The sequence below is a fragment of the Acidiphilium rubrum genome (assembly GCF_900156265.1).
Taxonomy (GTDB): Bacteria; Pseudomonadota; Alphaproteobacteria; order Acetobacterales; family Acetobacteraceae; genus Acidiphilium; species Acidiphilium rubrum.
In genome coordinates this window covers 1-14,076 of record NZ_FTNE01000019.1, presented here as the reverse complement: position 1 = coordinate 14,076, position 14,076 = coordinate 1, and the positions used below count along the sequence as shown (strand labels likewise).

General features: G+C 66.2%; 4 protein-coding genes. All 4 read right to left on the bottom strand.

The window, feature by feature from the left end:
• Positions 1 to 3,165 carry a CHAT domain-containing protein gene (locus tag BW994_RS13410; RefSeq protein ID WP_245594163.1) on the bottom strand — a complete coding sequence of 1,055 codons (3,165 nt, stop codon included), beginning with the start codon at positions 3,163 to 3,165 and terminating at the stop codon, positions 1 to 3.
• Positions 3,166 to 3,416: 251 nt separating this feature from the next.
• On the bottom strand, positions 3,417 to 10,853 hold the full coding sequence (locus BW994_RS13405) for a two-partner secretion domain-containing protein (protein WP_029312640.1): 7,437 nt from the start codon (positions 10,851 to 10,853) through the stop codon (positions 3,417 to 3,419).
• A gap of 29 nt (positions 10,854 to 10,882) precedes the next feature.
• Complete coding sequence (locus BW994_RS13400; protein WP_081849143.1) at positions 10,883 to 12,655, bottom strand: ShlB/FhaC/HecB family hemolysin secretion/activation protein; 1,773 nt, start codon at positions 12,653 to 12,655, stop codon at positions 10,883 to 10,885.
• 1,246 nt (positions 12,656 to 13,901) lie between these two features.
• The coding region (locus BW994_RS13395; RefSeq protein WP_076454637.1) for a transposase at positions 13,902 to 14,076 on the bottom strand (175 nt) is incomplete at its 5' end.

The window sequence follows — 14,076 nt, the reverse complement described above, 5'->3', positions numbered from 1 at the left end:
TCAGAAGGACCGTTTCGCTTGACCGACCGCCCGGTAATTGGCCAGGTTCGGCGCCGGCCGTCCGCCATCGCCGATCACCACGAACGGCGCCCAGTAGAACGGATCGGCGACGCTGGCCGGCACGCCGCCCGACCCGGCGCTGTCGATCAGGGCAAGCTGCGCGCTGCGCAGGCTGGATGCGGCACCGCCATCGTCAGCGGCGGCGACGTGTTCGAGCGTGGTCGCCACCAGATAGGAGCTGACCTGATCGTTCACCGCCCATTGCGTCACCATCAGCGCGCGGGCGCCGGCGAAAAAGAACGAGCGCGCGAGGCCGGACAGCGCCTCGCCACCGGCCCGGCCGTTGCTGCCGCCGGTGTTGCAGGCCGACAGGATGACCAGATTGGCGTTGAGATGCAGGTTGGTGATGTCCGAGGTCGTCAGCATCGCCCGCGCGGCGGATTTCGCATCAGGTGGTGCAGAGGTCACGATCGCGGGTTCCTGCGTGCAGGGTAGTTCCGAGGGCAGCAGCGCATGGGTGGCGAAATGCAGGATCCGGTAGTCGGCCAGATCTGCGTGTTCGACGGCGGGCACCGTGAACTGCGCGCCGAGCAATTCATCGCTGGCCGGGGCGTGGAAAATCGCCTGGGCGGCGGCGAGTTCGAGTTTGGCATAGGGCAGCGGCGGCAGACCGGCGAACAACTGCGCGCTTTGGCCGCACGCCCCGCCGGAGAAACTGGCCTCGGCCTGGGTTGGCGTGACTGGTTTGAAATCGCCGAAGCCGAACCAGGGGCGCGTGGCGCGGGAATTGCCCTGCACCGCGCGCAGCGAAACGAAATTCGCCGCCGCCGGCACATAGACCAGGGTCATTTTGCGGATCAGCCACGGTGTCATGCCCAGGTTGCCGCCCGAGGTGGTGGCCGGGCCAGCGGTCATGGCGGGGCCGGTCGGCAGCAGGGCGAAGGGCAGCGACAACAGCGGGCCGGACGGCGCCACCACCATCGCGACGGTATGCGTGAGGTCAGTCTTGAACGGGGCGATGGTCGCCTGATAGATCGCCGCGGCATCGTCCATCGCGAACGGCGGTAGACCGGATTGGGTCGGCTCGATGCTGTGGCGCACCGCCTCGACCAGTTTGGTCATCGGTGCCTCACCCACGCCGGTCCGGGCCACCGCGATCCGGCCGTTCTGCAGCATGAACAGCCACGCATGATGCGGCGCGAGCATGATGTCGAGGAACGCCTCGTTCGGGCGCAACTGCTGCATCACCGCGGTGGCGGGCACCGATTCCTGCACCAGCTGGCCGAAATTCGGCGCTGCCGCCTGCACCGCTTCGTCCGCATCGGCCAGTTGCCTGGTGGCGGCGGCGATTTTGGCGTCGAGCGCGGTGATCGCCAATGGGCTGCCGGGCTTGGCCGCCGGCGCCGCGCCGCCACGGCCGTGCACCAGATCATCGCGCGTGCGGTATAGCCGGGCGAGTGCCACCACCGCGTCCTGATGCGCTCTGATCGCGGCGGCGACCTTCGGGTTGTGGGCATCCGCCGCCAGGCGCGCCGAAGATTCCGCAATCTCTTGGCTGGTCGTGCTGCCCTGGGCGAGTTCGGCCATGGCGAACATTTCGCCATACAGCGCCTGCGCCGCGCCCGGCCGGGTCAGAGCCACACGATCGAGCGCTGACAGGCACGGCGCGATCAGCCGCGCCGAGGTGCCGAGCCGCAACCGGTTCAGCAACGTGACGCCGGCGCGGCACGCGGTGACCGCTTCATCGGCATTGCCCGCGCGCATCAGCACCGCGCCCTGAAGCAGCGCGGTATCAGCGACCGGGCGCGAGCCCGGCAGCGCCTGGGCGAACTGGCGCGCGGCGTTGGCCAATTGACCCACCGCGGCACTGGTATTGCCCGTGTCGCTGTCGATCGTGGCGGCCGTCCGGTCGAGCCGCGCCTGCAGGATCGGCGCGCCTATGCCATTCGCTGCCGCGATCATCGAAGACAGGCGCAGCTTCGCCGCCGCCGCGTGCGGATGACCGAGATCGGCCAACACCACGCCATAATAGCGCAGCGTCTCGATCACGCCGAGCAGCGCCTGCTGGCTGACCGGGCTGAGCAGCGTGGTCTGCGCGGTCAGGATCTGCGCCGTGCCGCCATTTGCCGCGACGCCGAAACTCGACTCATCGGCGGTCACCAGCGCGTGCGGCTGCAACACCGCCGCCGGCAACAGCGCGGCATAACCCTGTTCCGCCCGGGCCAGCAGCACCATCGCCCGGCGGTACTCGCCGCGGTTCAACGCATCGAGCCCGCGATAATGCAGCAGCCGCGGCAGCGCCGTGGCATCCGCCGCGTGCGGTGCCAGAACCCGCGCCTGGGCAAATTGCGCATCCGCCTGGCGATACCGCCCCTCATCCGACAAATTCAGCGCCAGATCGACCATCGGCGACACGGTGTTCGGGTTGTCCGGGCCGAGACTCTTCTGCTGCAACGCAAGCGCGGCGCGGTATGCGGTGACCGCCGCCGCATAATCCTCGGCCTGGTTGGCATTGTTGCCGACCTGCATCAACGCGTCGTACTGGCCGATATCGCCCGAACTGAACGCCGCCGCCGCGAGACGGTTCGCCAGCAGCCGGTCCGACGTCGCGACCGAAACGTCCCGCACCGTCGAGGGCGTGGCCACGCCGCTCACCAGCCCGATTGCGCGCTGCATCACCGGAAACGCCGGCTGCACACCATCGGCCAGCCAGGCATGGCCATCGATCAATGCCGCGAGCGCGACATGCGGCCAACCGCCGATGCGCTGCGTGCACAACAAAACCTCGCCCGGATAACGCCCCAACACGGTCGTCGGGCGCGGTGCCGCGCACACGTACCGCTCCTCCAGCCCGCCACGCCACGAACCGGACGTCGCCAGCGCAACCAGCCCCGCGGCATTCGTCGCCGGACCCGATACCACCCGCGCACTCGGATGCTGCCAACCGCCGCAATAGACCAGCGCGCCACCCTTCGCGCGGCTGGCCGTACACGCCTCACCACTGCTGTTGTGGCCCAGGGCATACTGCGGGCCGGTCAGCCCCGCCCCAACATTGCCCGCCGCCTGATAAGCACTCGACGGCGGCCGCGCACAACCGGCAAGGCCCAGCGCCAGACCCAGCACGGCGATGACGCCGATCGCGCGTGGTGATGGGATTCGGGTCAAGCAAGGCCAGGGGGCTTTGCCCCCTGGACCCCCACTAAGGGCGGAGCCCTTAGAACCCGTTAGTTTTAGGATTGGGAAGGGCGTCGCGACGATCGCCGCGACCAATCCCGTGCCCGCCCTCCCCAATCCTAAAACTAGTGGATTCCAAAGGCTCCGCCTTTGGCGGGGTCTAGGGGCGGAGCCCCTTGCCTTGCTTGACGAAGTCTCATCACCGGGTCTGGTCGGGGTGATGCCGGTGGCGCGTGGCATGGTCAGTAGTCCTTTGCGGCGACGCCGGGCAGGCGGACGTCGCGGTCAAGGCGGCGGCGTCGTGTCGGGGCCAGGTCGTAGTCCTGGATCGGGCTGGCTTCGGGCAGGTTCAGGATCGGCAGAACGGTGCAATTGATCGAGCCGATGATGCAAGCGTTGAAGCGGTAGTTGGTGCCGGGCACCGGGACCACGACGCCGTTGTGTGCGGCGGCCTGCCCGGACAGATTGCCGAGCGAGCCGTCGAAATTGGTCTGTCCGGCCGCGCTGCCGGCGACGACAAGGAAGTGGAGCGCCATCTGGCCGCTGGCCATGCCGCCGCCGAGGTTGATGACCAGGGTGGTGTTGGGCGCGAGCAGGTCGGCGAAGGTGGCGCTGCCGGTCGAGGGCAGCAGCATGAACACCCCGTTGGGCTGGTTGGCGAGGCCGGCGGCCTGCGCGACCGGGCCGGTATCGATGGTGAAGGCCCCGGTTTGCAGCAATTGCTGGGCTCCGCCGTTGGTGACGCTGAGCACTGAATCGATGCCGGCGCGGGGCTGCACGTCGGGCGCGATCGGCGTGGCGAGGCCCTGGCCCTGGATGAACAGGCCGCCGCCCGCGGTACCATCGAGCACGAGTTGGCCGGCGGCGGCGATGGTGATGGCGCGGGCGGTGACCGGGCCGATCAGGGTGAGCGCCCTGGCATCGTTCAGGGAGAGATAATGGCCCGTATCGTTGAAGCTGCCGAGCGTGCCGATCTGATTGGTGCCGATCAGGCTGGCGTCGCCGGTGAGGCTGCCGGTGGTCTGGATCAGGTTGGCGGCGATGGCGCCGGTTTCACTGACGCCGCCGCCGGCGATGGTGATGGTGCCCGGCGTGGTGATGGTGCCTGGAACCGCGAGGCCCGGTGAGGTCAGGGCGATATCGGCCGCGGTGAGCGGGCCGGTGACGATGAGCGGCGTGGTATCGTTCAGCATGAAGGCGCCATCGGCGACGGTGAAGGCACCGAGTGTGGCGATGACGTTGGTGCCGGTGAGGCTGGCCGGCCCGGCGCTGCTGCCGGTGAGCAGGGCAGGGTCGATCGTGCCGGTTTCGGTGATGCCGCCGGTGCTGGCGAGCGAAACGGTGCCCGGCACGGCGATATCGCCGGGGATCGAAAGGCCGGCGCTGCCGAGGGTCGCGCTGGCGGCGCTGAGCGTGCCGGCGATGGTGAGGGGCGCGGTATCGAGCAGAATGATGTCGTTGCGGGCGGCGAAATCGCCGAGGGCGACGAAGGTGTTGGTGCCGGTCAGCACGACGCTGCCGCCGATTATCCCCTCGGATGTCAGGGTTTGAGTGGTGATCGCGCCGGTTTCCGTCACGCTGCCGGGGCTGCCGAGGGCGAGCGTGGTCTGAAGGGCGATGCTGCCCTGGATGGCGATGGCGGCGGCGGTGATGGTTGCGTTGGGGGCGGTGAACGATCCCGCGAGGGTGAGGGGGGCGGCATCGTTGATGGTGGCGTCGCCGGTTGCGGTGAAGCTGGCGATGGTGCCGATCTGGTTGGCGCCGGTGAGTGCCAGAGTGCCGCCGGCGCGCCCGCGCAGGGTTGCGCTATCGATCGGGCCGGTCGCGGTGATGGCGCCGGCGCTCAGCAGGGCGAGCGTGTCGGTGGTGATGGTGCCCGGCACGGTGAGGCCGGCGGCGGCGATCGTGGCATCGGGTGCGGTGAACGGGCCGGCGATGGTCAGCGGCGCGGTGTCATCGAGCGCGACGGTGTTGCCGGCGCTGAAGCTGCCGAGTGTGGCAATGGTGTTGGTGCCGGTGAGCGCGACGGAGCCGCCGATGGTGCCGAGGCTCGCCAGGGTTGCCGCGTTGATGCTGCCGGGTTCGGTGATCGCACCGGTATCGCCCAGCGCCAGAGTGCCGGCGGCAACCGGGCCGGCGATGGTGAGCGGGGTTGCGTCCTGCAGAAGCAGAGCGTTGGCGATGCTGAGGGCGCCGAGCGTGGCGATGGTGTTGGTGCCGGTGAGTTCCAGCGCGCCGGCGCTGCCAGTGAGGCTGCCGGTGGCCAGGCTGCCGGTTTCAGTGATGCTGCCCGGTGTGGTGAGCGTGGCGTCGGCGGCGGCGACCGCGCCCGCGATGATCACGTTGGTCTGATCCGCGAGGCTCAGCGTGCCGGCGGCGGCGAAATCGCCAAGCGTTGCGATGGTGTTCAGCCCGGCCAGGCGGGCTGCACCGCCGATCGTGCCGATGCTGGTCAATGTGCCCGTGGTGATGCCGCCGGTTGCGGTAATCGATGCGGCATCGCCGAGCGCGAGACCGGCGGGAGCGGTGAGCGAGCCTGTGATCAGCAGAGCGACCGTGTCGTTGAACGCCATGCTGCCGGTACCGGTGAACGGACCGAGGTTGGCGATGGCGTTGGCGCCGGTGAGCGAGACCAGCGGGCCGGCGCTGCCGGTCAGCGTGGCGGCGCTGATCGGGCCGGCACCGGTGATGCTGCCGGTGCTGGCGAGTGAGAGCAGACCGGTCTGGATACCGCCGTTGATGCCGATTCCCGGGGCGGTGATCGTCGCGTTCGGTGCGGTGAACGTGCCATCGAGCATGACCGCGCTATCGTCGGTGATGGTGGCATTGCCGGCTGCGATAATGCTGCCGAGTGTGGCGATGCTGTTGGTGCCGGTCAGCGCGAGCGATCCGCTGATATCGGCCGAGAGCGATCCGGCGGTGATGCTGCCCGGTTCGGTGAGCGCGCCGGTGTTGAGCGTGGCGCTGGCTGCCGATAGCGGGCCGGCGATGCTGAGGGGGCCGTTATCATCGAGCGTGATAGCGGCGGCATCGGCGAAGCTGCCGAGTGTTGCGATGCTGTTGGTACCGGTAAGCGCTGCATTGCCGCCGATCGTGTTATAACTCGCGAGCGTCTTCGCCGTAATGCTACCCGTTTCGGTGATCGCTCCACTATCACCCAGGGCAAGCATGGTGGCGCTGACCGGACCGGCGATGGTGAGCGCGGTGGCGTCGTTGAACAGCGCATCGCCGGTGATCGCGAGCGCGCCGAGCGTGACGATCTGGTTCGGACCGGTCAGGCTCAGGTCAGCGGCGGTGCCGGTCAGCGTCTGCGCGGTCAGCGTGCCGGTGCCTGCGATGGTACTGGTTGCGGTCAGGGCGAGCGACCCCGTGGTGATCGCACCGGGAATCGCCAGATCGCCGGCGATCAGGGCGGCATTGGCGGCGCTGAGCGGGCCGGCGACCACCAATGTGCCGCTGTCGGTCAGGTCGAAATTGCCGTTCGGATCGGTAAAGCCACCCAGCATGCCGATGCTGTTCGATGCCGTCAGCAGCACCGTGCCGTTGGCCGCCCCGATCAGCCGAGTGGCGCTGATCGGAGCCGTCTGGCTGATCGAGCCGGTGCTTTCGAGGTCGAGCGTGTCGGCAGCCGCCAGCGATGCGTTTACCGCGACGCCGTTGCCGTGCAGCACGATGTCGGGGATCGTCAGGCTCAACGCGGCGGCGACATCGAGCGGCCCGGACAGGCTGTTGCCGATTTCGAGCACGGCGGCGCCAGGCGTGATGGCGGCGAGCAGGGATGCGCCGATATCGAGCGTACCGGCGCCGGTACCGCCGAGCGCGATCGGCGTGCCGGCGACCAGCGGCTCGAAGGTGATTGTGCCCTGCGGCACGCTGAACGCGCCGCCGCTGCCGAGCGCGATCTGGTTCGCCGCGACCGTGAGATCGGCGCCGGAGGCGACCGCAATCGTGCCGCCGATCGTGGGTGTTGCGCCATCGAGTAGCAGCAGGCTGCCACTGCCGGCGGTGAGGCCGCTGATCAGGCCGATCGCGTTGCTGGCATCGTCGAACACCGCAGCCTGGCTGAAACTGCCGGCAAGCGTCGGCGCGATCACCACGCCGGTGCCGTTGAAGCCGGTGCCGCTCAGCGCGAGGGCGGTGGCGTCCAGCGTGCCGTCATTGACGATGCTGCCGCCAGCCAGAGTCATCGCCTGAGCCCGCAGATCGGCGGTGTTGGTTATGGTGTTGCCGGCATCGATGGTGATGGTCGCGGCGAAGCTGGGCAGCGCGCCTTCGGTGAGGATTGTATCGGCCCCATAGGTCACGCCGGGCAGCAGCACCCGACCCAGCACAATATCCTGCGCGCCCGATCCGGCCACGGCGGTGGCGAAGCTTGGCGCGATCGCGAGACCGCCATCGGTGGTGCCGCCGAAATCGAGCGGCGTGCCCGGGGTGAACGGCGCGAGCGCGATGGTGCCGCTGGGGGCGCTCAGCGTGGCATTGGCATCGGTGATCGTGCCGGCGACCAGATTGATCGCATGGCCGGTGCCGACCGTGAGCGATCCGGCGAGGGTGAGACCACCGGCATCGATCAGGGTGATGCCGCCCGCCCGCACCGGGCCGGTGATGCTCAGCGGTGCCGCGTCGTTCACGACCAGGCTGCCGCCGACGCCGAGTGCCGCGATCGTGCCGATCTGGTTGAAGCTGCTCCCCAGGACGACATCGCCACCGATCGTGTTGTCGAGGCTGGTCAGCGTTCCGGCCGTAAGCGTCGCCGTGTTCGCTTCGGCGATCGTGCCGGTGCTCGCAAGGACAAGCTGTCCGGCGATGGTGGCGGCCCCGGTGAACAGCATGGCTTGTGCCGTGATGCTGGCGTTCGGCGCGGTGAAACTCCCCGCGATGCTCAGCGGCGAGCCGCTGTCGTTGAGGATGACATCATCGGTCGTTGCGAAGGCGCCGAGCGTCGCGATGGTGTTCGCCGTCCCACCCAGCAGCAAGTCGATGCCACCGATCGTGATGCCGCCACTGGTCAGCGTGCCCGCGGTGATGGTGCCGTTGCTGGTTTGATCGACCCCGGCGCTCCCCGCCAGCGCCAGCACGCCGCTCACCGAGATCGGCTGATCGATGAAAATGCGGTCACTGACCAGCGTCGCCGCAGTCGCCTGCAACGCGCCCGCTATCGTGATCGGCGCGGTATCGGCGAGGGTGAATGCGCTGGCTGCGGTAAATCCGCCGAGTTCGCCGATATTGTTGCCCCCGCCGAGGTTCACCGCGCCGCCGGTGATGGTGCCCGCACTGCTCAGCACGCCCGCGTTAATCCCGCCGTTTCCGGTCTCGCTGATCCCGCCGGTGCTGCCCAAAGTCAGCGCGCCGAAGCCGAGGCCGGGCGATATCGTCAGCGGGGCGCCGATCGTGATGCCGGCGGCGTTGATCGTGGCACTGCCGGCACCCACGCCGGCACCGATCAGCAAGGCGCTCGCGCTGTCGTCGAGCGCCAACCCCCGGCCTGCGGCGAAATTTTCCAGCACGGTGATCGAATTCGCAGCATTGTTCAGTGTGACGTCGCCGGCCGCGCCGCTCAGCGTGCCGGCGGTGATCACCCCGAGGGCCGATTGCGTGATCGATCCGTTGGTGCCCAACACCCCATAGCTGTCGAGCGCCAGCGTACCGGTGGTGGAAACCGCGCCGTCGATGGTGATGCCGCCGGCAGCGAAACTCGCATCGCGGGCGTTGACCGGTCCCGCGATCGTCAGGGGCGTATCCAGAATATCCAGTACGGCCCGGTCGCTGATCGAAATCGTACCCGTGGCGGCGAAGGCGCCGAGCGTGCCGATGGCGTTTTTGGCGAGCACTGCGGGTGCGTCGTTCAGCAGGACGTCACCGCCCACGGTGCCGCCGGCGGAGGTGAGCGTCGGGGCCACGACATAGCCGCCGCTGGCCTCGGTGATGCCGCCGCCGGACAGCATGGCGAGCAGGGTGCCGGCGGTGACGATATTGTCGATCTCGATCGTGCCGTGGCTGCCGGGGTCGAGCATGGTGATGTTGGTGGCACTGACCGCAGCACCGATCGACAGCGTGCCCGCGGCATCGATTTCCAGCGATCCCCCGACCTGCACCGGGCTCGAAATCACCAGCGACCCGCCCGAGGCCAGGGTGACCGGGCTGGTATCGGCCATCGCGATCGCCGATTGCACCGAGAGTGCGGAGGTCGCGGTCAGTACCACCGTGCCGGTCAGCGCGGCGAGACTGGCAGGATCGACATAGGAAATCGTGTTGGAATCGGTGCCGATCGTGGTGACGCCGCCGAGCACGGTGGTGCCGGCGGCGGTGGGTCCGTTGCCGATCACCAGCGTCGCCGGATCGAGCAGGATGGTGCCGTCATGCCCGTGGGCGGAAAACACCGTCTCGGTGCCGGAGAGCGAGATTACCCCGTCGCTCGAGGTTTCGATCCGGCCGCCGGCGTCGACGCCCTGAGCCGACAAGGCGCCGTTCTGATCGGAGCGTTGCGCCGACAGCACCGTGATGGTGCCGCCGGTGCCCGCCTGCGTCGCATCGGCGCGGACGACCGCACCCGGCGCGATGCTGACCCGTTGGGCTTTCGGTGCGGTGCGGTCGGCGGTGCCCGCCACCGCCCTTGCCGCATCGGTGCCAAGTGCAACGATACCGCCGCCGGACTGACCCGACGCATCGATCATGGCGGTGGACGCCAGTTTTACCGCACCGGTGGCATCGACGGCGATGGTGCCGCCGCCGCTGCCAGGTTGGGTACCGCGCGCGAGCAGGCTGCCGGCGACCTGCAGATCACCGCCGATGCCGGCGATGGTAATGGCACCCTTGCTCTGGCCGACGCTGTCGGCCTGCACCACGCCGCGCACATCGAGCAAGTGCTGGATCACGCCATCGACCGCCTGCGCCGTCAGCGTGACCGTGCCGCCGTTTGCGACGATCAGCCCCTGGTTGGTCACCAGCGCATCGACCACGCGGCCGCCCAGATCGACCTTGCGCACCGCCTGCGTCACATCGATCGAGACCAGCCCATCGCCGGAAATATCGAGCGTGAAGGTCGAGGCACCGGCCAGAATGACATGGCCAAGCGTCGCGGTGATGGTGCCGCGGTTGATCACCTGCGGGGCAACGAAGGCGGCGAGGCCGGCCTGTTTCATCGTGATGGTGCCGTCGTTCACGATGCGCGCGCCCGGCTTCGGCGGTGCATCGAACACCATGTGCCCGGCCATGAAACTCTTGGCGGAAATGCCGGCGGTGCTGACCACCAGGCTCTCCGCGTTCACCTGCGAACCGGGCGTGAACACCACGCCGGACTGGTTCATCAGCACGATCTGGCCGTTCGCATCGATTCGCCCCGCGATGATCGAGGGGTTGTTCGAAATCACCCGGTTCAGCGCGATCGCCTGCGCGTTCGGCTGCTTGAACGTCACTTTCGCGGCCGAGCCCACGTTGAAGCTCTGCCAGTTGATCGCGGTCCGGGCGCTCGACTGCGTGATGGTCACGCTGCCCGGCGCCTGCGCGATGCTCGCCTGACCGCCGACCACCTGGCCGCCCTGCGGGGTGGTGTTGGCGGGCAGCGCCGGTGGATTGGCCCGCACCGGCCCGCTCGCCACCAAGGCGGCGCTCAGCGCGGTAGACGCAAGCAACAATCGACGCCGCCGCGCGCTGTGCAGGTCGCCCGTATGGTCAATCATGAGGTGCTGCCCGATCGATCATATGCCCATCAATAGCGTGCTACCACGCCCCAATAAACCGCGGTGCCGGATAACGGTGCCACGCCGCTGTTGACCGGCTGCAACCGTGTCACGAAGCGGTGAACCCCCTCGATATCGAACTCAAGCGTTGCGGTCAGGCGAAACCGCGCGCCGATGCCGGCCGAGGCGAGGCGGTAGTTGTTATGCGTCTCGCCCGCCAGCAATTTATCGTTCTGCCAGTTCTCGCCATAGTCATAAAACCCGTAAAATTGGCTGCCGAGGTTGATTTGCCGACCGAACGCCGTGAAATCGACCGGCGTGTTCAACTGCACCTCGGCGCTGGCATAAAGCGCCTTGTCGCCGGTCACCTCACCTGAATAATAGCCTTGAGCGATGCGGTTGCCGCCGAGGTAGAACTCTTCGGACGAGGGTAGCACATCCGGCGTATACTGGCCGCCGAGCGCGCCCTGCACCGCCACGGTAGCGCCGGCGAACGGGCTGAACAGGGTCTGGGTGCGCTCGATCGCGCCATCGAGCTTGAAGAAGGTGAACGTCTCTCCCACCCGCCCCGCATTGGTCCGCCCGTTGGCCGAGGCGCCCAGGATCGACACGCCCTTCGAGAGCAGCAGCGATGCGGTGGTCAGCGCCACGCGATCACCGCCCAGCGCATCATCGGTGAAGGCTTCGTTCAGTTCGAAGCGGATGGCGCGCACCGAATCGCTCGATGTCGCCGCCTCGCCGCCGCCGATGCCCGATGCCGTGTCGATCAGGTTCTGCGTGCCATCGAGGCTGAGTTTGGCCGCCAGCGTATCGCCGCGCCGCAGCAGCAGCGGATAGCTCGCATTGATCCCAAACACTTCGAGGTAGGATTTATAGCCGATTTCGCGCAGCACCCCGCTCGGCTGCGATCGCCCGGCACCGGCATAGACCCCGATGCGCAACCCGCTGGCACCGACAAAAAAACTCTCGGCCGCCTGGCCGAAATTATTGGTGCTGCCGGAGGTATGAAACAGCGAGATCTGCGTCTGATCGCCCAGCGCGGTCATGCTGTTGACATCGGCAACCGCAAGACCCTCGGCCGGGCCGGTTTCCCGAAAGCCACGATTATCCGCGGTCAGCAGGCCGGAGACTTGTTGGTGTCGCACCTCCGCCACCAGGGTCAGCGCGCCGGGGGCGGCATCGTTGCGCTGCAGCACGGCGGTGACCGAAACGCCGGGGATTTCCTCCGCCAGCAACAGCCAATGTTCGAGCGAGGCTTCGCGGACCGGGCGTTCGCGGGTCAGATGATCGAGGAATTTCAGCACCAGCGAGCCGACCGGCCCGATGTCGCGCGACAGTTTGACGGTGACGATGCGGCCTTCGGTAACGATGAAACGCAGATCGCCGCCGGCGTTGATCTCGGCCGACACCGCCGTCAGCACGAAGCCATGATCGCGATACAGCGACACCAGTCGCAGCCGCGCCGCCTCAACGCTGGCGAGCGGCACGGCCGGGCCGACCAGCGGGCCGATGGTATGGGCGAGCACCGACGCTGGAAACGCCGTCGCCCCGATTACCGCGGCCGAGCGCACCGGCACGGCGGCATGCGGCACCGCACCTTCCTGCCCGAGCGGCTGGAAATTCGGCAGCGACCGGCCGAGATTAGGCGGCGCCTTGGGCAGAATATGTGGGATGGGGGATGCCTGCGGCACCTGATTCAGCAGTGCCGGCGGGGCTGCCGTCTGGCCATAAGCCACGGTCCCGCCCACAACCATGAGCAGGCCAAACCCCTGGCCCAACAACCACCCCGACCGCCGTCTCATCCGTCTCGCCACTCCGTACCCATTAACAGATTGATAACACAAGGTGGCCAAAACATGAAGGCCGCTTAACCGAAACGAACGCGCCGTTCACGATATTTGGGCGAGGCGTGGTTTTTTGGACAAACCTGAGACGGCAACGAACGTGACGTAGAGAAAAAGCGGGGCGTTCGAAGATTGCCATTTACTCGATCTGCACCTTGCTTCCCTCCTTTCATATTGGCAAAGGAGGTAGCGTTGCAGAGCATGGGTCCGATGGTGCTTGCGCGCTCCGATTGCCAAAGTATCGGATAAGCGTCGGGCAACACACCAAATGTGGTGGAGTGTGCCTTCGCCTCAATTCTGCGAGTTGTGAGTTAAAGGGGCGACTGATGTGACTAAGGCGGGCGTACAGCACATAGCCAATGAGTCGGAGGAAGTGTCGTGCGGCCTCTGACCTATTCAATTGCCTTCGTAGGAGTTTCGTTATTTTTCGTAGCACTGAATTATACAACCAACCTGCCGTACTTCGAAAATTTCAGGGCATCCCCAGTATTTCTAATTTCCGCTACATTTTTCTTCTGGTGGGTTAAGATGTTATTTTATGTAACAAGAGTAAGTCTTGGTCCACTGATTTTGACGCAATTACTTTCGCTCGGGCTAAATTTTGGCCTTAAAAATTTATTTTCAAGCGATCCAAAATTATTTGGCTTCGTATCAGATATTCTATACTATCTATCAACTGCATTTTCTGTTATAAGCATAATTTTTATCTTGGCTTTCATTGTAAAAATTTGGCGATTAAATAAAAATAGTCAGGCCAATTAGGTTTTAATTTCGATATTTCATCTCATAATACATTTTTAATTTGTAAACCGCAATGCGAGCTAACGAACAGATACGTGTCGTCGCTGAAGTGAAGCCATGTCTCTCTGCTATCGCGACATACCGAACATTGGCCCCCGCCGCGGTGCGAGGCGCTGTTTCAGCGAAACGCAACGTATCGATGAGACAGCTGGCGCTGAGCAGGTCCAGTGGTGATTCACGAGAATCTGCGACTGACTATATCTCGACGTTTTTAAGCAAATCTACTAGCCGCATTTATTCATGAGGGCGTTTCATTCAATTCTTCTACAATTAGCTATGCAACCTGACGTCGTGGGCGCGTGACGACTCACCGGCCGCTCTGGGCTGGTTTTGATGAGCTTGGCGATGTGTCGGCGCTGGAGTTGGATGAGATCGGGACCGGTCGGGGCAACCGCCCCTGGGCTCAGACCAGTAACCTGGGCAGTCTGGCCAGAGCGTAGCGGAGAATGACCTGATCCGGCATCGATCGCGGCAGATGCAGGCGAATTGATTTCTTCAATGTCTCGACCTGGACGGCGAGTTTGATCAGGCGTAGCCGCAAGGTATCGAACTGGATACCACGCCAGCGTGAGCGACGC